At 57.4% G+C, this 21,686-nt stretch carries 22 protein-coding genes and 1 pseudogene; 8 read left to right on the top strand and 15 right to left on the bottom strand.

Annotated features, from left to right (window positions below; genetic code table 11):
* From ID864_RS12115 to speA, 14 genes and pseudogenes are all read right to left on the bottom strand, one after another.
* Complete coding sequence (locus ID864_RS12115; protein WP_048918399.1) at window positions 1–795, bottom strand: SDR family oxidoreductase; 795 nt, start codon at window positions 793–795, stop codon at window positions 1–3.
* The gene (locus tag ID864_RS12110; protein WP_191149875.1) at window positions 779–1,558 is read right to left on the bottom strand and encodes an alpha/beta fold hydrolase; all 780 of its coding nucleotides are present in this window, start codon (window positions 1,556–1,558) and stop codon (window positions 779–781) included. Before ID864_RS12110 ends, ID864_RS12115 begins: the two co-directional genes overlap by 17 nt.
* Entirely contained in the window at window positions 1,555–2,079 is a 525-nt protein-coding gene (locus ID864_RS12105) for a cupin domain-containing protein (RefSeq protein ID WP_048918401.1), read from the bottom strand. The genes ID864_RS12110 and ID864_RS12105 overlap by 4 nt, the downstream gene beginning before the upstream one ends.
* 12 nt (window positions 2,080–2,091) lie before the next feature.
* Window positions 2,092–3,321, bottom strand: a complete 1,230-nt coding sequence (locus tag ID864_RS12100; protein WP_048918402.1) for an MFS transporter — start codon at window positions 3,319–3,321, stop codon at window positions 2,092–2,094.
* A 15-nt stretch (window positions 3,322–3,336) separates the two neighbouring features.
* Window positions 3,337–4,536, bottom strand: coding sequence for an NAD(P)/FAD-dependent oxidoreductase (locus ID864_RS12095; RefSeq protein ID WP_191149874.1), 1,200 nt, complete (start codon window positions 4,534–4,536; stop codon window positions 3,337–3,339).
* The gene (locus ID864_RS12090; protein WP_191149873.1) at window positions 4,533–5,462 is read right to left on the bottom strand and encodes a VOC family protein; all 930 of its coding nucleotides are present in this window, start codon (window positions 5,460–5,462) and stop codon (window positions 4,533–4,535) included. Before ID864_RS12090 ends, ID864_RS12095 begins: the two co-directional genes overlap by 4 nt.
* Window positions 5,463–5,554: 92 nt before the next feature.
* Window positions 5,555–6,343, bottom strand: a complete 789-nt coding sequence (locus tag ID864_RS12085) for an IclR family transcriptional regulator (protein WP_048918405.1) — start codon at window positions 6,341–6,343, stop codon at window positions 5,555–5,557.
* A gap of 15 nt (window positions 6,344–6,358) precedes the next feature.
* Window positions 6,359–7,108, bottom strand: a complete 750-nt coding sequence (locus ID864_RS12080; protein ID WP_191149872.1) for an SDR family oxidoreductase — start codon at window positions 7,106–7,108, stop codon at window positions 6,359–6,361.
* Window positions 7,108–8,133 carry an aromatic ring-hydroxylating oxygenase subunit alpha gene (locus ID864_RS12075; protein WP_048918407.1) on the bottom strand — a complete coding sequence of 342 codons (1,026 nt, stop codon included), beginning with the start codon at window positions 8,131–8,133 and terminating at the stop codon, window positions 7,108–7,110. Before ID864_RS12075 ends, ID864_RS12080 begins: the two co-directional genes overlap by 1 nt.
* 14 nt (window positions 8,134–8,147) lie before the next feature.
* Window positions 8,148–8,456 carry a recombinase-like helix-turn-helix domain-containing protein gene (locus tag ID864_RS12070; RefSeq protein ID WP_099753465.1) on the bottom strand — a complete coding sequence of 103 codons (309 nt, stop codon included), beginning with the start codon at window positions 8,454–8,456 and terminating at the stop codon, window positions 8,148–8,150.
* Entirely contained in the window at window positions 8,453–8,779 is a 327-nt protein-coding gene (locus ID864_RS12065; protein WP_099753464.1) for a non-heme iron oxygenase ferredoxin subunit, read from the bottom strand. The genes ID864_RS12070 and ID864_RS12065 overlap by 4 nt, the downstream gene beginning before the upstream one ends.
* Window positions 8,780–9,267: 488 nt before the next feature.
* Window positions 9,268–10,188: an agmatinase gene (speB, locus tag ID864_RS12060; protein ID WP_062818407.1), complete on the bottom strand. Its 921-nt coding sequence runs from the start codon at window positions 10,186–10,188 to the stop codon at window positions 9,268–9,270.
* 103 nt (window positions 10,189–10,291) lie between these two features.
* Window positions 10,292–10,738 (bottom strand): annotated as a pseudogene (locus ID864_RS12055) (YidB family protein); the annotation flags it as partial.
* A 60-nt stretch (window positions 10,739–10,798) separates the two neighbouring features.
* Entirely contained in the window at window positions 10,799–12,775 is a 1,977-nt protein-coding gene (gene speA / locus ID864_RS12050) for a biosynthetic arginine decarboxylase (protein ID WP_048917241.1), read from the bottom strand.
* Window positions 12,776–13,415: 640 nt separating this feature from the next.
* On the opposite strand from speA, the gene metK reads away from it, so the two are divergent.
* The 8 genes from metK to ruvX all read left to right on the top strand — a co-directional run bounded on the left by metK (window position 13,416) and on the right by ruvX (window position 20,600).
* Entirely contained in the window at window positions 13,416–14,570 is a 1,155-nt protein-coding gene (gene metK / locus ID864_RS12045; protein WP_048917242.1) for a methionine adenosyltransferase, read from the top strand.
* 363 nt (window positions 14,571–14,933) lie between these two features.
* Window positions 14,934–16,328, top strand: coding sequence for a sugar porter family MFS transporter (locus tag ID864_RS12040; protein WP_048917243.1), 1,395 nt, complete (start codon window positions 14,934–14,936; stop codon window positions 16,326–16,328).
* Window positions 16,329–16,402: 74 nt separating this feature from the next.
* Entirely contained in the window at window positions 16,403–16,915 is a 513-nt protein-coding gene (locus ID864_RS12035; RefSeq protein WP_191149871.1) for a SprT family zinc-dependent metalloprotease, read from the top strand.
* Window positions 16,916–17,036: 121 nt separating this feature from the next.
* Window positions 17,037–17,750 carry a deoxyribonuclease I gene (endA, locus tag ID864_RS12030; RefSeq protein ID WP_048917244.1) on the top strand — a complete coding sequence of 238 codons (714 nt, stop codon included), beginning with the start codon at window positions 17,037–17,039 and terminating at the stop codon, window positions 17,748–17,750.
* 60 nt (window positions 17,751–17,810) lie between these two features.
* Window positions 17,811–18,542: a 16S rRNA (uracil(1498)-N(3))-methyltransferase gene (rsmE, locus tag ID864_RS12025; protein ID WP_048917245.1), complete on the top strand. Its 732-nt coding sequence runs from the start codon at window positions 17,811–17,813 to the stop codon at window positions 18,540–18,542.
* Between the two features lie 37 nt (window positions 18,543–18,579).
* Window positions 18,580–19,524: a glutathione synthase gene (gene gshB / locus ID864_RS12020; RefSeq protein WP_048917246.1), complete on the top strand. Its 945-nt coding sequence runs from the start codon at window positions 18,580–18,582 to the stop codon at window positions 19,522–19,524.
* A gap of 90 nt (window positions 19,525–19,614) precedes the next feature.
* Window positions 19,615–20,178: a YqgE/AlgH family protein gene (locus tag ID864_RS12015; protein WP_048917247.1), complete on the top strand. Its 564-nt coding sequence runs from the start codon at window positions 19,615–19,617 to the stop codon at window positions 20,176–20,178.
* Window positions 20,178–20,600 (top strand): Holliday junction resolvase RuvX, encoded by a 423-nt coding sequence (ruvX, locus tag ID864_RS12010; protein WP_180276752.1) that lies wholly within the window; start codon window positions 20,178–20,180, stop codon window positions 20,598–20,600. Before ID864_RS12015 ends, ruvX begins: the two co-directional genes overlap by 1 nt.
* 79 nt (window positions 20,601–20,679) lie before the next feature.
* Here ruvX and ID864_RS12005 read toward each other — a convergent pair whose 3' ends face one another.
* Window positions 20,680–21,672, bottom strand: coding sequence for a type IV pilus twitching motility protein PilT (locus ID864_RS12005; protein ID WP_048917249.1), 993 nt, complete (start codon window positions 21,670–21,672; stop codon window positions 20,680–20,682).
* Between the last annotated feature and the right edge of the window lie 14 nt (window positions 21,673–21,686).

Raw genomic sequence — 21,686 nt, 5'->3', positions numbered from 1 at the left:
TCATAGCTGGCGGGAAAAGCCGCCTGAGACATCCAGCGCCGCCCCGGTAGTGAAAGAAGCCAGCGGCGAGGCGAGAAACAGCAGCGCGCGGGCCGCCTCTTCCGGCTTGCCAAGCCTGCCGAGCGGGATCCCGCGCCGCCGGGCCAGCGCAGTCGTCCACTGCTCCCAGTTGAGATCGCGATCTTCCCGCTGCTCAAAGCGCCGCCGCCACTGGCCGGACTCCACCATACCGAGCAGGATCGAATTCACCCGAACACCTTTAGCGATCAGATCTTTCGACAGCGTTAGCGTCATGTTCAATAGCGCAGCCCGCGCCGCAGAGGTGGCAATCATGTGCTCCTCCGGCTGGCGTGCCAGCAGCGAATTGACGCAGGTCACCGAAGCCATATCCGACTGTTCCAGCCACGGCAAAAAAGCCTGCAGCGGATTGAGCACGCCAAACAGTTTCAGCCCGGCTTCCTGCAGCCAGGCATCGCGCGGCGTGTCTGCGTAGTTCGCCACATAGCCCTGCCCGGCGTTGTTAATCAGCATATCCACCGCGCCAAAACGTTTGCTGACCGCCAGCGCAAAGCGCTCAACCTGCTCCTGCACCAGCACATCACAGTGGTGCGCCAGCATATCGGCATCGGGGAACTGCTCCCGCAGCGCAGCCTGCGCACTGGCCAGCCGCGCCGTATCGCGCCCGCAGAAGGCCACTCTGGCGCCGGCTTCCAATAACAGCTGTAACGTGGCAAAGCCGATGCCGGAGGACCCCCCGGTAACCACCGCCACGCGCCCGTTAATTTGCAGGTTCATTTTCGGCCTCCGTAATGCGCTGCAGCTGGCGATTAAAAAAAGCCGCATTATCGAGATAGCAAGCATGCCCGGCAGTCGGGATCGTCAGGTAAGGCAGACTCCAGCGGCGCGCAAGCTCACGCACCCGTGCTGGCGGCGTAATCTCATCCAGCTCACCGCACCACACCTCTGTCGGGCAGTGAATATCCGCCAGCCAGTGATGGATATCCTCCGTGGCCAGCATGGATGCCGCCTGGAGATATGCCGCCCGATTTAGCCGCCGCATTCCCGCCGCCACCGTGGCAATATCGCGCTCGTCAGCCCGCGGGCGCAGCAGATGCGCAGCACGGTCGTCGGCCAGCGTCTTCAGCCCGCCAGCCAGCTGCTGTTCCCGCTGTTCCAGCACCTGCCGTTGCAGCTCCGGCGCGGCGCTGCCATAGCCCTGCGCCGGATCGGCCAGCACCAGACGCGTAATGCGCTGTGGATAGCGCGCGGCGAACGCACTGCCGATCAGCGCCCCCAGCGAGTGTCCGACCACCACCGCCCGTGAGATATGGGCATCATCCAGCATCTGCGCCAGCATATCGGCATACAGCGCGGCGGTAGGATGGGGGTGAGTGAGCGGCTGGCTCTGCCCGTAACCCGGCGCATCCCACGCCAGCATGTGGCAACACTGCTGCAGGCCGCTGTTATTCAGCTGCTTATGCCAGTTGCCGCTGCCGGAGCTGATGCCGTGCAGCAGCACCAGCGCCGGTCCATTTCCGGTCTCCCACCATTGGATCATTGACGTTTCACCTTAGCCAGCGGGTGATCGTGCGGATAGGTCGGGATATGCGGTTTCGCGGTGCCCAGCATCACGCACATCAACGCTTCTTCCTCGCCATGGTTAAACAGGCCGCGGTAAATGCCGGCAGGAACCGAGATCAGGTCACGTTCGTTGAGCACCGTTTCGCAGTAGCTGTCACCCTCTTTGATCATCAGCGTGATGCAGCCTTTCAGCATGAAAAATACCTCTTCCACATCGTCATGCAGATGCAGCGGTCCTTCACTTTTCGCCGGCAGCACCATGGTTGAGAAGGTGAAATGCTCAGCAGGAACGGTGTTGCTGTCGCTGGACACGCCCGTCGCGCCGGTGCCGATATAGCGCATCTGAGCGCGGCGATATTTCGGGTCGAAGTCGGCCTGAAATTTCAGCGCGCTCCAGTCATATTTACGTCCGGAAAAACGTGCAATGCGCGACTCCACCCACTCATCCATTGACAGGTTGGCAGGTTTAACGGCAGCTTTAGTGATGCTTTCTGACATGGTTGATACTCCTCAGTAACGTTTCAGGATTGGCAGTAACAGCACGCAGCCCGCTGCGGCCACCACCACCAGAAACAGCAGGCCGCTGTCCATGCTGTGAGATTCGGCGATTATTGCCCCCATCAGTAGCGGTGCCAGCGCGCCGGCAAAATTCCCCAGCCCGTTAAACACACCGCCGGCGGCCGCGCTAACGTTGGGTGGCGTGGCTTTTGCCAGCAGGGCAAAGATATTCGGCGCCCCCGCGCCCCACATAAATGTGCTGAAGCTCATGGCAGCAATCACCCCCCCCTGCTGCTGGAGATGCAGCACTGCCAGCAGGCCGATTGCCGCGCCCCCCAGAGAGATAAAACAGGCCAGCGCACGGCGATCGGCACGGTCAGAGAGCCAGGCACCCAGCCCTTCGCCTGCCAGCATGGCGATAAACGGCAGCGAAGAGAGCCAGCCCACATCCCGCAGATGAATGCCGCGCCCCTCCACCAGATAACTGGGCAGCCAGCCGTTAATGCCCCACAAATAGGTGAGATAGGTGATGTTGAACAGGCAGATAAGCCAGAAGTGGCCGTTTCGATAGAGCACCGCACGTGCCGCTTTGCGCGGCTGAGCGTTGCTGCGCGTCGCTGTCATTCCGCGGCGAATATTGCGTAGCGCGAGACAAATCCAGCCCACCACAGGCAGCGTCAGCAGTGCCATAAACCAGAAGGTGCTCTGCCAGCCAAAGTGGCCGAGAATAAACAGCGAGAGCGGAAAACCGATGGCGGCACCGATAGGCGTTCCCAGCAGCCACAGCATGGTGGCGCGCGCCTGCAGGTGCTGCGGGAAGTTATTGCGCACCACGGCAAATGCCAGCGGGAATAGCGGCCCTTCCGCCACGCCCAGTGCGATGCGCAATCCCAGCATGGTCCGATAGGAGTGACAGAAGCCCATCGCCACCATCAGCAGGCACCAGAGCAGCATCATGCTTACCAGTAAACGCTGCGGGTTGATGCGGTCGCCCAGCCCGCTGAGCAGCATCGAGGAGAAGCCATAGCTGAGCAGAAAGGCACTCATTAATAGCCCCAGGCGGGTGGTGTCAAAACTCAGCCCCATCGCCTGCTGAAATTGCACGTCAGAAAACAGGGCGGCAATGCTCACCTTGTCAAAAAAGGCCAGCAGCACGCAGGCAAACAGTGCCAGCGGGATCGACCAGCGAACCGTTTCAGCCTGCTGAGCGACCGTAAGCGGTGGGTGTTCAAGAGTACTCATCTGCCCGATCTCCGCTTACCGTAACGACATCAGTGAAAAGTCGGGGTCAGCCAGCTGCGCCGCATCCAGCTGGCGCTGAGCCAGCATCCAGCGCTTCGCCAGCTTAATGCTGCGCGCATCGTTAAACGCCACCAGCTGCTGCAGACGGCTGTCCGCTCCAAGACGGAACCACAGCCCACCTCCGGGCTGCGGCCGGACAATCGTCCTTCCCGCGTCACCGGGCAGGCCGAGGATCTGAATATTGACGTCGTATTGATCCGACCATAGCCAGGGGATCTCGCCATACCCTGCCGCCTGCGGATCGAGCATGGCCTGCGCGGTTGCAATGGCCTGATTTTGGGCAAAGGCCCAAGACTGCAACGAGATACCGTATTGCGGATGGCGCGCCACATCACCGATGGCAAAAATTGCCGGGTCGCTGGTCTGCCCGCGGGCATCCACTACGATGCCATTCGCCACCTCAAGCCCGGCCTGCTGCGCCAGTTCAAGATTTAGCTCAATCCCAATCCCCACCACCACGCGGTCAAAGGATTCGGCTTCGCTGCACGCGCAGCTCAGCTGTGGCCGATCGTGCTGTTGATGAAGTACGATTTCACCGCAGTCGAGATGCAGCCGCACCCCGTGCCGCTGATGTAGAGCCAGCAGCGCCGCCGACACCGCCGGGTCAATACTGCGTTGGCACAGCGCGGGCTGCCGTTCAAACAGCGTGACGGCAATACCTTTGCTGCGGGCAGAAGCGGCAATTTCTAATCCAATCCATCCGCCGCCAGCCACCGCCAGGTGCTGACAGTCGTTGAGCCCGGCTTTCAGCGAGATGGCGTCCTGCCAGCTGCGTAAGCTGTGAATACGGGGATGGTTCTGCCACTCGCGCCCCGGCAGGCGAGGACGGCTGCCGGTAGCAATCAGCAGCCGATCGTAGGCCAGCTGCTGACCATCGCTGAGCAGCACGCGCTTTTGCCCGCGCAGGATCTGTTCGGCGCGCAGCGGGCGATACCAGCTGAGATCGAGTGCTGCCTGCACGGGCTCGCTAAACAGGCGAGTCAGGGCGACCTCATCCTGCAACAGCACACTTTTCGACAGCGGCGGTCGCTCATAAAAGTCCCACGGCTCGTCAGCCACCACGCTGATACGCTGGTCGTAGCCACCATCGCGCAGGGTTTTTGCCGCCCAGCCCGCCGCCTGCCCACCGCCGATAATGACGATCCCGGCGCTCATAGCGCTTCCTCACGCTTCAGCTGGCGGCGGGTGGTGTAGTCGATACCCCCTTCTACCGCCCATTCAGTAAAGGAGACCAGCGAATGCTCCAGCTCACGCGGCTGCCAGTTTTCCGTCAGCCAGTCATCGTTGGTGTAATACTCGAACGCACCACCAGCCGGGCTGTTGACGTACCAGAAATAGGCGGAAGAGACCGGATGGCGGCCGGGGCCAATAAAGGTGCTCCACTGCTGTTTGTTCATCGCCAACCCGCCGCCGACCACTTCATGAATATCGCGCACGGTGAACGCCACGTGGTTCAAACCGCGTTTACCATTCGGCAACTGCAGTAAAAACAGGGTGTGATGGCCACCGCGCTGCTGAGCCCGCAGGAAGACCGCGCGATCGATATAGCGGTCAGAAACCTCGAAGCCGAGCACTTCGCGATAAAACTTCTCCGTCTGCGCCAGGTCGCTGACAAAAAACACCACGTGACCAATATTGATTGGCGTAGCCTGGGAATAGACCGGGCTGGGCTGGTCGATACGGCGAATATCGTCCCACTGGTTGATGCCCGGAACATCGAGCTCAACCTTACGCTGCTGGCGGACAACAATACGCAGCGCCATGCCATTAGGATCGGTGCAGTACAGCGCCCCGCCGCGCTCCTGGTAACTGGGCTGGTCACGCATTTTCTGCGCAATGGCGGCCAGTGCCGCTGCGTCTCGCACGCCCCAGGTGACGCGCCGCAGGGTGGAGCCTGCTTCGAAGGGCACTGGCAGGTCAGGATTGTCCAGCGGGCTGAATTCAACCTGTGCGCCGCTCAGGGTTTGAAACAGACGATCGCTGCCGTTCACCGGCGACAGGCCAAAATCACGGATGAACTTGTTGCACAGTGGCGGGTCTTCAACGCCAAATTCCAGCTTTTCAATTCCAGTTACGCGCATGCTCTCTGCCTCTTTTTTGTTCAAAATGACGAATCTGGACGTAGAGATCCCCGACGCGGTTAAGCGCCTGAAAAATTTACGCAGTTATTGGGTTAGCCAGCCTGGGCGTGATGCCCTAACAAGCCGGAGATTTTCATCGCGGCATCGGCCACTAGCTGCTGCAAATGCCTGCGGTCAGCGGCCGGAATTTCATGCATTGGCACCATGATGCTGACCACTGCCGCCACCCGACTTCTGGGCCCGAAGATCGGGTAAACAATCGACGAAATTCCCGGACGAAAGAAGGATTCACCAATCACATAACCGCGCTGGTTATCCTGCTGTACCATCTCCCACAGCGTTTCACGATCCTGGGATGGCACCTGGGCTGCGCCTTCAATCAGCGGCTCCGGATAGAGCTGTTCAAAATCGCTGCGGCTCAGATCGGTTAGCAGCACCCTGCCGAGGGAAGTGCAGTGAACCGGCAGCCGTGAACCGACGCTAACCTGATTAATCCGCGCACCTGCGGCGCTGACGCGGGCGATATAAATCAGATCGCGCCCATCGCGAATCGCCAGATGGCTGTTGCACAGGCTGCGGTCGCGCAGCTGCTCAATCACCGGCTGCCCCGCCTGCGCTACGTCCAGCGAGGCGATATATTCAAACCCCAGTCGCAGCACCATCATGCCAAGAGTAAAGGTGTTGTTACGCGGGTTACGCTGTAAAAAACCAAGGTGCTCCAGAGTCTGCACCACGCGGTAAGCGCTGGCTTTTGGCATGTCGACCAGCCGGTGTAGCTCGGCGAAGGTCATTTCGCGCTGCTGCGCGCCGAAGGCGAGTAGCAGCTGCAACCCGCGATCTAATCCCGGGATCAGGTAGCGGCAGCTTGATGCTTCAGACATAACGACTCCTGCACCTCAGTTAAAAACAAATCCACCGTTGACCGGCAGCAGCTGCCCGGTAACGAAATCAGACAGCGATGACAACAGCCAAATCACGCTACCGCTGACGTCCTGCGGATGCTGCGCTCCGGCGAGCGCGCGCCCCTGCTCATACAGCTGATGCCGCGCCGCCGGCACGTACTCTGTGGCGGCGACGCGCGTCAGCCCTGGGGCAATGGCGTTGACGCACAGCCCGCGCTCTCCCAGTTCCCGCGCCATGGAGCGCGTCATCGCAATAATCGCGCCCTTACTGGCAACATATGCCAGCAGGTTCGGCGCGCCCCATAGGGCGGTATCCGACGCGACGTTAACGATTTTTCCACCGCGTTTCATCAGCGGCACCGCCGCTTTCGAAACCAGCCAGCTGCCACGCACATTGACCTGCATCACCCGGTCCCACAGCTCAATGTCGTACTCCAGCATGTTTTTGCCACCAACGCCGGTCGCCAGCGCGGCATTATTGACCAGCCCATCAATGCCGCCCTCGCGGGCGACAAGCTGCATAACGTCGTTAATCGCCTGCGGGTCGGCAATATCCAGCGCCAGCGCTTCGACTCGCGCACCCTGCTTGCGCAGCTGCTCAGCACTGGCTTCCAGCTCGGCTGCAAGAATATCGAGCATTACTACGCGTGCCCCCTGGCCTGCAATATCCTGAGCAAACTGCCAGCCCAGGCCACGCGCCGCACCGGTGATGACGATGCGTTTTCCTGCCAGCAGCCCGCCCATTACGAGGTCTCCTGGGCTGCTAACTCTGCCAGTCTTGCCAGCTGCTGCCTCGCCGCTTTCTGCATGTTGCGGCGCAGGCGTGACAGCCCGACATCATGCTGATAGAGATATTCATGGTTACGCGCAGCCGGGGCCATTGACTCAAGGATAATCCGGTCCTGTTCCAGCACGTCCCAGTGCAGCTTCTCCAACCGGTTGCGGTAGAAGAAGCGCCACATATCACGCTGCCAGCCCTCAACCTGGCGAATGCGCCAGAAGAACACGCGGCAGCTCTCCTGGCTTTCCGGCACCGCCATGCCGATGATCCAGAACGGGCCGCCCGGTCCAAAACGTTTCTGATAGGGGATAGAGAGCCGCATCCACTGCACACCACTTTCGCCAAACTCCACCCAGTCAAAATTCACCCCTTTTTGCCCATCCTTCTGGAACAGGAACCCGGTTTCAGTGGGTTGCAGTGACATATCCGCCTTACGGTCACCGTCCGCCATCGAATGCGAAGACGAGTGGAGGTAGGTGCCGTGCATCGGATCCATCACGTTTTCCAGCGCGTACTGATAATTGCAGTTCCATGCAGCGGTACAGAGGAAATTGCTGTAAGACTTGCTGTCGGCCAGCTCCTGCGGGAACACCAGCTCCGTGGGTGGATCCTCTGCGGTCACGCCAAACCAGATAAAGATTGCGCCATGCGCTTCCTGCACCGGATAGGCGCGCACGCACGTCTGGCCAACCAGCGGGCAGCGGTCAACAGCCGGTACATCTTTCACCGTACCGCTGCCCGCCACTTCCACGCCGTGATACCAGCAGGCAATACGGTCGCCGAGGTTCCAGCCCATCGACAGACGCGCACCGCGGTGCGGACAGCGATCTTCCAGCGCCTGCAGTTTGCCTTCGGCATCGCGCCATACCACCAGCTGCTGCCCCAGTCGTGTTATCCCCAGCGGCGCCGAGTGTACTTCCCAGCTCGCCAGCACCGGATACCAGAGACCGCGTAATCCTTGATCGAGATATTTCTGTACGTCGCTCATCTTCGCCTCCCGGTTCAGTAACCGTTAACCTGTAAAAACTCGCGGAAGCTGGCATCGCTCCACGGCTTACCGCCGCGGTCGAAGATCCGCTGCTGATTGAGCGCCTCCACCAGCTGTTCCAGTGTGTTTTTATCCTGGGAAAACAGCGTTTCCAGTGCGCTAATCAGGGCGATTTCAAAGGCATCAGGTTCACGACGACGCGTCTGCCAGATAATATTTTGATATTCACCCGGCTGATGGATGGCACCATTGCCCCCCTCTTTAGGGGGAGTGAATTGCCAGCTTTGCGGCAAATGTGGATTAAATTCCGCTTGATGACTCATGGTTGCTCATCCTCCGCAACGACAGTGATTTGAATCTGGTTATCGACTATCCGTAATGGATAGCGTTTCAGGTCGCGTTCCCCCGGTTCACGCAGGCAGCGTCCCGTTCTGATATCAAAAACAGCCTCATGCAGCGGGCACTCCACTTTGCCATCCTCTACAAACCCCTGGCTCAGCAGGGCATATGCATGCGGGCAGATATCCTCCAGCGCGTAATATTCACCCTCGACCAGATAAATTCCGATCTCCTGGCCATCAATATTGCCGGCGAAGGGAAAATCGGCCTGTACCTGCGAAATATGACAAATAGGGCTCCAGCTCATTATTTAACTCCAGCATTAGTTTCATATATAAAACTTTGTTTCCTATCTAATACGGTCAATATAGAAGCGGAGGATTAAGCGTCAATAGGCGATATTTGCTAAAAATTAAGCAAGAAGATTTTTATTTAAAGTAAACGTGCAAGAGATCACGAAATAAAATAAATTCACCGCATTGAATCATATCTGTAGCAAAAATCAGATCCAGACAACAGCAGCGAAAGATATTCTTTTAAAACAGCAGCAAAGCGACCTTCAGCGGTATAGTCAGTGCAAAAAATATTTTCCCTGGCTAATTATCACCGTTGAATAAGAATAATTGAAAGTTTCATCAGTAAAACAATTATGGCAACTTCCGGGAGGATTTTAAAAAAACACTACTAACGGCAGGGTCACGCTCTCTTCGGGGTAAATTAAGAGCAGGGTTAATTTGGGGGCAGAGAGAGGGAGTATTTACCCCGCAGCGCATTTACCGCCGCGGGGCAGAATGATTAACCTTTGTTGGAAGCCTGCACGTGCAGCATATCCAGCGCCAGGCTGGCCGCCGCCAGCGCGGTAATATCAGACTGGTCGTAGCCCGGCGCGACTTCGACCAGATCCATCCCCACGATATTCATACCCTGCAAACCGCGGATCAGCTTGCTGGCCTTGTCACTGGTCAGGCCGCCGATCACCGGAGTACCGGTGCCCGGTGCATGTGCCGGGTCGAGGCAGTCGATATCAAACGTCAGGTAGATTGGCAGGTCGCCCACAATCTGCTTCACCTGCGCCAGAATATCGTCGACGCTGCGATCGTTGATCTGCGCGGCATCCAGTACGTTAAAGCCCAGTGACTTATCAAACTCGGTACGAATACCGATCTGCACGGAATGCTCCGGTGAGATCAGCCCTTCTTTCGGTGCCGTATAGAACATGGTGCCGTGGTCAAAGGTCGGGCCGTTAGAGTAGGTATCGGTGTGCGCATCAAAGTGCACCAGCGCCATCTTACCGAAAGTTTTGGCATGGGCGCGCAGCAGCGGCAGCGAGATGTAATGGTCGCCGCCAAAGGTCAGCATACGCTTGCCGTTCGCCAGCAGCTTCTCAGCGTGCGCCTGCAGCTTGTCGCTCAGATCCTGTGAATCACCGAAGGCATACACCAGATCGCCGCAGTCAATCACGTTCAGGCGCTGACGCAGGTCAAACTCCCACGGCCAGCGGCAGCCTTCCCAGGCGAGGTTGGTCGAAATCTGGCGGATAGCGCCGGGGCCGAGGCGGCTGCCCGGGCGGCCGGAGGTTGCGGCATCAAACGGTACGCCGGTAATCACCCACTCGGCATCGCTGTCGTAGGGCTGGAAGTTAACCGGGAAACGCATAAAACCAAAGGCGTTAGACACCAGCGAGTTATCGTACTGATTACCCAGGGTGTTATACATAGCTGTTCCTCTCTGACTGACCAAAAAAAAGATGAAAAAAAATCCCCACCGCGTCGTTAAGCCCGACGAGGAAGGGATTGATTAAGCACTATTTTAACCTGGTTTAACGTTTAAAAATATCGTTAACAAAGTTACCTAAATCGGCAGAACCGGACTTCACTTCCGGCTTCACTTCACCACCCGGCGAAATACCGTCGACAAAGTTCGGCAGGAACTGGCTGAGCAGATCGGTGGCCCCCTGTCGATCGGTGCCCAGCTTATCCGCCAGCGACTGGATCTCGCCACCGCCAAACGCCGACTGAATTTCACCGCTGCCAATCGCTGCATTCTGGCCGTTGCCAATCCAGGAGTTCAGAATGGCACCAAGACCACCCTGCTGAAACTTATTAAACAGCACTTCAATGCCGCCCTGCTCCTGAATCCATTCCCAGATGGCCTGAAACTGTCCCGCGTTAAGTCCACCGGCCGCGTTACCGCCGCCGCCGCCCAACGCACTTTTTAGTAAACCGTCAAGCAAACCCATATTCGACTCCTTCACTCTCGGCACTGAGTGCCTGGCTGGAGGCTTCTTATTTGCTGCGCGCCTTTAATAGCGCGCAGCGCCGGAAGATTATTCGTCTTCCAGATAAGTGTAGCCGTATAAACCGGCTTCGAACTCTTCCAGGAACTGCGCACGCAGCTCCTCATCCAGATCGCTCTGTTTGATCTGATTACGGAAGTGGGTCAGCAGCTCGGCCGGGTTCAGCTGCACATACTCCAGCATGTCCGCCACGGTATCCCCTTCATCGGACAGCTGAACTTCCACGCTGCCATCAGGGAAGGCAAACACGTCGACCGCTTCGGTGTCGCCGAACAGGTTGTGCATGTTGCCGAGGATCTCCTGATACGCCCCGACCATGAAGAAGCCCAGCATCGGCGGGTTATCAATATCGTACTGCGGCATCGGCATGGTGGTGGCAATACCGTCGCCGTCAACATAGTGGTCGATGGTGCCGTCCGAGTCACAGGTGATGTCCAGCAGCACCGCACGGCGCTCCGGCACCTGATTCAGCCCTTCCAGCGGCATCACCGGGAACAGCTGGTCAATACCCCATGCATCCGGCATCGACTGGAACAGTGAGAAGTTGACGTAAATCTTATCCGCCATGCGCTCCTGCAGTTCGTCAATAATCGGACGGTGCGCGCGGTTGCTCGGGTCCAGATGCTGCTGAATATAGTGGCAAATGCTGAGATAGAGCTGCTCCGCCCAGGCGCGCTGGGTCAGATCGTAAGTCCCCTGCGAATAACCGGTATGGATGTCAAAAAGGTCCATCTGGCTGTCGTGCAGCCATTCGCGCAGCGAGCGGCGGTTATTCGGCTCGTGCATCTCCTGCCAGGTATCCCACATGCTGACAATCGGACGCGGGGAATCTGCCTGCGGCGGCTGCGGCTCGCTGAACTCGTTGCGTTCCACACCAATGATGTTGGAAACCAATACGGTGTGGTGCGCTGTCACGGCGCGGCCCGATTCAGTAATCACCGTTGGATGCGGCAGGCCGTGCTCTTCACAGGCATCGCCAATCGCCCAGATAACATTGTTGGCATATTCGTTCAGGCCGTAGTTGACCGAGCAGTCGCTCTGCGAGCGGGTGCCTTCATAGTCAACGCCCAGACCGCCGCCCACGTCGAAGCACTGGATATTGACGCCGAGCTTCGCCAGCTCAACGTAGAAACGCGCCGACTCGCGCACGCCGGTGGCGATATCGCGGATGTTGGCCATCTGCGAACCGAGGTGGAAGTGCAGCAGCTGCAGGCTCTCCATACGGCCCGCTTCGCGCATGATCTCTACCAGCTTCAGTACCTGAGTGGCAGAGAGGCCAAACTTGGATTTCTCCCCGCCGCTCGACTGCCATTTACCGGAACCCTGCGATGCCAGGCGCGCGCGGATACCAAGGCGCGGCACCACATTCAGGCGCTCCGCCTCTTCGAGGACCAGTTTCACCTCGGTCATTTTTTCCAGCACCAGATAGACCTTGTGGCCCATCTTTTCGCCGATCAGCGCGAGGCGGATATATTCACGGTCTTTATAGCCGTTACAGACGATCACCGAACGCGTCATGCCCGCATGGGCCAGCACGGCCATCAGCTCGGCTTTGGAACCGGCTTCCAGGCCCAGCGGCTCGCCGGAGTTGATAAGCGACTCGATAACGCGCTTATGCTGGTTAACCTTAATCGGGTAAACCAGGAAGTAGTCACCGCGATAGCCGTAAGACTCGCGCGCGCGTTTAAACGCGGCGTTAATCGAACGCAGGCGGTGCTGCAGAATTTGGGGGAAGCAGAACAGGGCGGGCAAACGCTGGCCTTCGGCTTCGCGCTCTTTCACCAGCTTCGCGAGATCGACGCGCGCTTCCGGTACATCCGGATCCGGGCAGACGCTGATATGGCCCAGCTCGTTGACGTCGTAGTAGTTATTGCCCCACCAGGCAATATTGTAAGTGCGCAGCATGCGGCTGGCATCTTGATCGCTCATTGCTACCTCCTGCATCGAGCGGAGTACACCCTGTTCGCCAGCTGACGAACCCTTAATATTCTTCATGTCGTCAGACATCGCGAACCTCAAGTTGTAATGAAGCAAAACAGCCAGCAGCTACAGGAGCATCCTGTAGCAAGAAATCATCGACCGTCGCCCGGTTCAGCCCGACAGGCTGAGAGCGAAGAGTCGGCTTATGCAGTATAACATCGTAAAACAAGTCGCGGACTCCGTATCACCAGCCAGAGAGCCAACAGGGACAATACTCAGGATAATCCGAGAATATCGTGGTGTTGTGACAGTTTAACCAGTGTGTGGAAAAGCAAGAACTGAGGCTGAAAGTCAGTAAAAACACGGTGACTGACAGTCTGGTGCGGCGCAAGTCAAAACCGCAACGGCAGGCGCGGCGTTTTATACAGCTAACCCTGTGAAATTGCAAAATCTTACTGTGCTAAATGCGACCCCTGTCAGGATTAATTGCCACTCTTTACGCTAACTGAAAAATCCTTTAAGCAAAAAAAACTGGCAATCCGCTTAGCGTGTAACCTAAAATAGCCGTCCAGATGTTAATCCGTCTATACTGGTTAACTTCTAAGCGTCTTGTATTACTGCTCATGGCTTTGCCTGTGGGGGCGCTAATTCTGAGTGACCGGCTGGTTTCCAGTCTTTGCGCTATGCAGTCGATCTTCCACCCGTTCAAGTCAAGGTAAAGAATAAAATGGCTAAACACCTTTTTACATCCGAGTCCGTATCAGAAGGACATCCTGATAAAATCGCCGACCAGATTTCTGATGCCGTGCTCGATGCCATCCTCGAGCAGGATCCGAAAGCCCGCGTTGCGTGCGAGACCTATGTGAAAACCGGCATGGTGCTGGTCGGCGGTGAAATCACCACCAGCGCATGGGTTGATATCGAAGAGATCACGCGTCAGACCGTGCGTGATATTGGCTATGTTCATTCTGATATGGGCTTTGATGCCAACTCCTGCGCCGTACTGAGCGCCATTGGCAAGCAGTCACCTGATATTAACCAGGGCGTTGACCGTACCGATCCGCTGGAACAGGGTGCAGGCGACCAGGGCCTGATGTTTGGCTATGCCACCAACGAAACCGACGTGCTGATGCCAGCTCCCGTGACCTACGCTCACCGTCTGGTGCAGCGCCAGGCAGAAGTGCGTAAAAGCGGCACGCTGCCGTGGCTGCGCCCGGATGCAAAAAGCCAGATCACCTTCCAGTACGATGACGGCAAGATCGTGGGCATTGACGCGGTAGTGCTGTCGACTCAGCACGCGGAAGATATCTCGCAGAAAGATCTGCAGGAAGCGGTGATGGAAGAGATCATCAAGCCGGTTCTGCCTGCTGAGTGGGTCAACGCCAGCACCAAATATCATATCAACCCGACTGGCCGTTTCGTTATCGGTGGCCCAATGGGTGACTGCGGTCTGACCGGACGTAAGATTATCGTTGATACCTACGGCGGCATGGCTCGTCACGGCGGCGGTGCATTCTCAGGTAAGGATCCGTCAAAAGTGGACCGTTCGGCGGCCTATGCTGCGCGCTACGTGGCGAAAAACATCGTTGCTGCCGGTCTGGCCGATCGCTGTGAAATTCAGGTTTCCTACGCTATCGGCGTGGCAGAACCCACCTCAATCATGGTGGAAACCTTCGGCACCGAGAAAATCTCCACCGAAACCCTGACCCTGCTGGTGCGCGAGTTCTTCGACCTGCGCCCTTACGGTCTGATCCAGATGCTGGACCTGCTGCATCCGATCTATCGCGAAACTGCCGCTTACGGTCACTTTGGTCGCGAACATTTCCCTTGGGAAAAAACCGACAAAGCAGCCCAGCTGCGTGAAGCTGCCGGCCTGAAATAACCTTTTCGGCTAACAGTTTCAAAGGGGTACCTTCGGGTGCCCCTTTTTTTATTGGCGAGATGATAGCGGTTACATTTATAAATATCTTACTTTTCTGATAATTAAGATTTTCCTCTCTTAACATTTCGACATAAAATGCGCTATTTTCAGCACTGTCTGATGTTGATTGGGCTGCGAAATAATACACACTATAAATTGCTATGACTTACAGGTTACAAAGCGCAGCGGCAGGGAAAAAAGGCATTTTCAGATACTTCTGGTGTGTAAGCGATTACACCAGTGTGATCTGAAGCACAGTCTGATGCGCCTGGGTTTTCTAACATCTATAACAACAACAAGCGGTACTACCTAAACGGAGGCGTTATGCCTGATAATAAAAAACGCAGCAGAACATCGAACAAGGCCATGACCCTGTTCGTCTGTTTTCTTGCAGCCCTGGCCGGTCTGCTGTTCGGCCTGGATATTGGCGTTATCGCCGGTGCATTACCTTTCATCGCGAAAGACTTCAACGTCACTGCGCATCAGCAGGAGTGGATCGTCAGCTCAATGATGTTTGGTGCCGCCATCGGTGCCGTCGGCAGCGGCTGGATGTCTTCCTATCTTGGTCGTAAAAAGAGCCTGATGATCGGCGCGGTGCTGTTCGTTATCGGCTCCCTGTGGTCCGCATTTTCGCCAAACCCGGAAATGCTGATTGTTGCCCGCGTCCTGCTGGGCCTGGCGGTCGGTGTTGCTTCCTATACCGCCCCGCTGTACCTGTCTGAAATCGCCCCGGAGAAAATTCGCGGCAGTATGATTTCGCTGTACCAGCTGATGATCACCATCGGTATTCTCGGTGCGTATCTTTCCGATACCGCCTTTAGCTTCACCGGCGAATGGCGCTGGATGCTGGGCGTGATTACCATCCCTGCCCTGCTGCTGCTGGTTGGCGTCTTCTTCCTGCCTAACAGCCCACGCTGGCTGGCGGCGAAAGGTGACTTCCGTAGCGCCCAGCGCGTGCTGGACCGCCTGCGTGATACCAGCGAGCAGGCCAAACGTGAGCTGGATGAGATCCGTGAAAGCCTGAAGATCAAGCAGTCCGGCTGGTCGCTGTTCAAAGACAACAGTAACTTCCGCCGTGCGGTTTATCTGGGCGTGCTGCTGCAGGTGATGCAGCAGTTCACCGGGATGAACGTCATCATGTACTACGCGCCGAAAATCTTTGAGATTGCCGGTTTCACCAATACCACGCAGCAGATGTGGGGTACGGTGATTGTCGGTCTGGTGAACGTGCTGGCCACCTTTATTGCTATCGGCCTGGTTGACCGCTGGGGCCGTAAGCCGACGCTGATCCTCGGCTTTATGGTGATGGCGCTGGGGATGGGTATTCTGGGTACCATGCTGCATGTGGGTATTCACTCCGACACCGCACAGTACTTCGCAATCGCCATGCTGCTGATGTTTATCGTTGGCTTCGCCATGAGTGCCGGTCCGCTGATCTGGGTACTCTGTTCTGAAATCCAGCCGCTGAAAGGGCGCGATTTCGGTATCACCGTTTCCACCGCCACTAACTGGATTGCTAACATGATCGTTGGCGCCACCTTCCTGACCATGCTGAACAACCTCGGCAACGCCAACACCTTCTGGGTCTACGCGGCGCTGAACCTGTTCTTCATCGTGCTGACGATTGCCCTGATCCCGGAAACGAAAAACGTTTCGCTGGAGCACATCGAACGCAATCTGTTAGGCGGTAAAAAACTGCGTGATATCGGTCAGCGATAACTGACCTAAACTCTGGCCGGGGCAACCCGGCCAGCTTATTGCTTATCCCCTCATCCCACCGTATCCTTGCCCTGATGAAACCTCTGAGACTCCCCATCGCCCTGCAACAGGCGGTTATGCGCCAGCTGCGTGAAAAATTGCAGCAGGCTAACCTGCGCCTGGAGCGTAGCTACCCGGAACCGGCGCTGGTCTATCAGCAGCGCGGCACCGCGGCGGGCACAGCATGGCTGCAAAGCTGGGAAATCCGCCTCAACCCGGTACTGCTGCTGGAGAATCAGCAGGCGTTTATCGATGAGGTGGTGCCGCACGAGCTGGCACACCTGCTGGTATGGAAGCACTTTGGTCGCGTGGCCCCGCACGGCAAAGAGTGGAAGTGGATGATGGAGAGCGTGCTCGGCGTCCCCGCACGCCGCACCCATCAGTTTGAAATCAGCTCGGTGCGCAGCCGTGCTTACCCCTATCGCTGCCGCTGTCAGCAGCACCAGCTCTCCGTACGCCGTCATAACCGGGTGATGCGTGGCGAGAGCGAATATCGCTGCCTGAAGTGCGGAGATATTTTAACAGCGGGTGATTTCCAGGATTCTTAAAAAACCTCATTTCGTCTAATAATCAGTCGATATCGGGCTGATATCTCAGCCAATTATTCGTAATTACGGGTACTTCTGTTACTCTCCATGCCTCTTTCATGGATTACAGATTTACTGGAATATGTCTCGCAAAATTTGGGCCGTTTTGGCTGTTACCCTGCTGCTTCCCTCCTTCTTTACCCAGGCACTCAGCCTGGATAACTATCACCAGAATAGCTTCAGCCAGGCTAAAGCCTATGCGGCGCAGATCAATGCCGCCGCCCCTGGTAGCTTTTACTGCGGCTGTAAAATTACCTGGCACGGAAAAAAAGGCGTGCCGGACCTCGCGTCCTGCGGTTACCAGGTACGTAAAGACGCTAATCGCGCCGGGCGCATCGAGTGGGAGCACGTGGTTCCGGCCTGGAGCTTTGGCCATCAGCGCCAGTGCTGGCAGAACGGCGGGCGTAAAAACTGTGCCAAAGATAGCGGTTATCGCCGTATCGAAACTGACCTGCACAACCTGCAACCATCGATTGGTGAGGTGAACGGCGACCGCGGCAACTTTATGTACGGCCAGTGGAACGGTGGGGAGCAGCAGTACGGTCAGTGCGCGATGAAGGTCGACTTCAAAAATAAGCTCGCCGAGCCACCCGCCAGGGCGCGCGGCGCCATTGCCCGCACCTGGTTTTACATGCGCGACCGCTACCAGTTGAGTATGTCGAAGCAGCAAACGCAGCTGATGACCGCCTGGAATAAACTCTATCCGGTCAGCCAGTGGGAGTGTGAGCGCGATGAGCGTATTGCCAGCGTACAGGGCAACCACAATCCGTATGTACAGCGAGCTTGCCAGCGGTAAAATCACTGACCTACACTAAGCCGCAATCACAGCGATTTGATAACTTTCAACAGGATTTCCATGCGTATACCCCGCATTTATCACCCCGAAGCTTTAGACGTGGGCAGTGAATTCGCCCTGAATGACGATGCGGCAAACCATATCGGGCGCGTACTGCGCATGGCGCCGGGCCAGCACCTGGAATTGTTCGATGGCACAAATCTGACTTTTTCCGCCGAGATTATTCAGGCCGATAAAAAAAATGTGCGCGTCAAAATCACCGCAAGCCGCGCCGACAGCCGCGAGTCACCGCTGCACCTGCACCTGGGGCAGGTCATGTCACGCGGTGAAAAGATGGAGTTCACCATCCAGAAAGCGGTAGAACTCGGAGTAAATGTCATTACCCCCTTGTTTTCTGAACGCTGTGGCGTAAAGCTGGATGCCGATCGACTGGCGAAAAAAATCCAGCAGTGGCAGAAAATCGCCATTGCCGCGTGCGAACAGTGCGGACGCAACAGCGTGCCGGAGGTTCGACCCGCGATGGCACTTGACGCCTGGTGTGCCGAGCAGGATAGCGGGTTAAAATTAAATCTTCATCCGCGGGCAGAACACAGTATTAATACCTTACCGCTGCCGGTTGAGCGTGTTCGCCTGTTGATTGGCCCGGAAGGCGGACTGTCAGCGGATGAAATCAACATGACAGCGCAGCACGGCTTTACCGATATCCTGCTCGGGCCGCGCGTATTGCGTACCGAAACCACCGCCCTGACGGCCATTACCGCCCTGCAGGTGCGCTTTGGTGATTTGGGTTAAACACAGCTAACTAATTTAGAGCGTAGTGGAGAAAAGAATGATCAAGCTTGGCATCGTGATGGACCCGATTACTTCCATCAACATAAAAAAAGACACCAGCTTCGCCATGCTGCTTGAAGCTCAGCGCCGTGGTTATGAAATTCACTACATGGAGATGAACGATCTCTATCTGCGTGGCGGTGAAGGCCGTGCGCGTACCCGTCTGCTGAGCGTTGAGCAGAACGTTGATAAGTGGTTTGAATTTGGCAGCGAGCAGGACATCCCCCTGTCCGATCTCAATGTGGTGCTGATGCGTAAGGATCCGCCGTTTGATACCGAATTCATCTATGCCACCTACATCCTTGAGCGTGCAGAAGAGAAAGGCACGCTGATCGTCAATAAGCCGCAGAGCCTGCGCGACTGTAACGAGAAGCTGTTCACCGCATGGTTTGCCGAGCTGACGCCGGATACGCTGGTGACCCGCAACGCCAGCCAGATCCGTGAATTCTGGCAGCAGCACGGCGACATCATCCTGAAGCCGCTGGACGGCATGGGTGGGGCGTCCATTTTCCGCGTGAAGAAAGAAGATCCTAACCTGTCGGTGATTATCGAAACGCTGACCCAACACGGCAGCTTCTACTGCATGGCGCAGAACTTCATTCCCGGCATCAAAGACGGTGATAAGCGCGTGCTGGTCGTGGATGGTGAGCCGGTGCCTTACTGCCTGGCGCGAATTCCAAAATCGGGCGAAACCCGTGGCAACCTGGCGGCAGGTGGTCGTGGCGAAGCGCGTCCGCTGACCGAAAGCGACTGGGAGATTGCCCGCCGTGTTGGTCCAACCCTGAAAGCAAAAGGACTGATCTTTGTCGGTCTGGATATTATTGGCGACAAGCTGACGGAAATTAATGTGACCAGTCCAACCTGCGTTCGCGAGATCGAAGCCGCATTCCCGATTTCTATCACGGGTATGCTGATGGATGCGATCGAAAAACGCCTGGCCTGATTGTTGCGGCGGGGCCGGATTGCCCCGCTGCTCACCCTTAACGCCCGGGCTTTAGAGCCCGGGCGTTAACCAGACTACAGAACATTAAGTATGAATTTACAGCATCACTTTTTGATTGCCATGCCTACGCTGCAGGACCCGCTGTTCAAACGTTCAGTGGTCTATATCTGTGAACATAATAGTGATGGAGCGATGGGGATAATCGTCAACAAACCGATGGAAAACCTGACGGTTGACGGCATCCTGCAAAAATTGAAAATCTCCCCGGCACCGCGTGATAGCGAAGCGAAGCTGGATAAGCCGGTGTTTGCCGGCGGTCCGCTGGCGGAAGATCGCGGATTTATTCTGCATTCGGCGCAGAAAACCTTTTCCTCCAGCATTCGGGTGTCGGATAACACCGTGATCACCACTTCGCGTGACGTCCTGGAAACGCTGGGCACGCCCGAGCAGCCCGAGCACGTGCTGGTGGCGCTGGGCTATTGCGCCTGGGAGAAAGACCAGCTGGAAACCGAGCTGCTGGAGAATGCGTGGCTCACCACCCCGGCCAACAGCAATATCCTGTTCCACACGCGTATTGCCGAGCGCTGGCGTGAAGCGGCGAAAAGTATTGGCGTGGATATCCACAATATCGCCAGTGATGCAGGGCACGCCTGATGAGCCCTCAGACTCTGCTCTCTTTCGACTTCGGAACCAAAAGCATTGGCGTGGCCATTGGCCAGCAGCTGACCGGTACCGCCCGCCCGCTGGCTGCACTGAAGGCCAACGATGGCGTTCCCGACTGGAACAAAATTGAAGCGCTGCTGAAAGAGTGGCAGCCGGACCGCGTGGTGGTGGGGTTACCGCTCAATATGGATGGAACCGAGCAACCTCTCACCGCACGGGCGCGTAAGTTCGCCAACCGCCTGCACGGCCGCTTTGGCGTACAGGTTGATCTGCACGATGAGCGCCTCAGCACCGTCGAGGCACGCGCCGAACTGTTTGAACGCGGCGGCTTTCGCGCCCTGAGCAAAGGCAGCGTCGACTCGCTCTCTGCGGTGATTATCCTGGAGAGCTGGTTCGAGAATAATTATTCGTAAATGTCATCGGGTCAGGCACGCCTGCCCCCTACAACATCGCCGTAGGGTCGAGGCATGCCTCGACCGCTGCTGAGTCAACTTAACCTAATAATCCCCTTCTCTGCCGCTCCGCCATGCTCTGCTCGAAGGTCTGCATCCCCAGCTGACTGCCGGTCTGCAATAGCGCGGGCAGCTGGTGTGTTTTACCCTCGCGGATCAGGTTCGCCACTGCCGGGCTGTTGACCAACACCTCGAACAGCGCTACCCGCCCCTGCTGCGCCGCCACTAAACGCTGAGCGATCACCGCTTGTAAACTGCCTGCCAGCTGGCTGCGCACCAGATTCTTTTCGCTGCCCGGAAACACATCCACCAGCCGCTCCACCGCCTGAGCGGCGCCGCGGGTGTGCAGCGTCGCCAGCACCAGGTGCCCGGTCTCCGCGGCGGTCAGCGCCAGCTGGATTGTCTCGGCATCACGCAGCTCCCCCAGCAGGATCACATCAGGGTCCTCACGCAGCGCCGCGCGCAGCCCATCACCAAAGCGGGTAAAGTGCTGGCCCATTTCACGCTGCTGGATCAGCGACTGCGCGCTGCTGTGCAGAAACTCGATCGGGTCCTCCAGCGTCAGGATATGGCGGCGCTGCTGCTGATTCATCGCCGCAATCAGCGCCGCCAGCGTGGTCGACTTGCCGCTGCCCGTCGCGCCGACGACCAGCACCAGCCCCTCCTGAAGCTGTAGCAGCGTCTGGCTGATGGCGGGCAGGTGCAGCGCTTCCAGCGGCGGACAGTGGCTGGCAATCAGGCGCAGCGCCAGCGACAGGCCGCAGCGCTGACGAAACAGGTTGGCGCGCAGCCGCACGCCATCCGGCATGGTCAGGGCAAAATCCACCTGCCCGCTACGCGCCAGCTCCTGATGCTGGGCCGTGCTCAGCCAGCGCAGCGCGAAGCTCTCCAGCCACTCATCGCGCATCACCCCTTCCCCCTCAATGCGCTCCAGGCGACCATTACAGCGCCAGAAGGGATAATGACCACTGCAAAGGTGCAGATCGCCTGCATTATGCTTTACACTAAGGGCCACAATTTCTTCAATATCCATATTTTCTCCCTGAC

It is taken from the genome of Erwinia aphidicola (genome assembly GCF_014773485.1).
Classification (GTDB): Bacteria; Pseudomonadota; Gammaproteobacteria; order Enterobacterales; family Enterobacteriaceae; genus Erwinia; species Erwinia aphidicola.
Note: the sequence above shows the minus strand (reverse complement) of the source record. Positions and strands in the feature narration are given on the sequence as shown.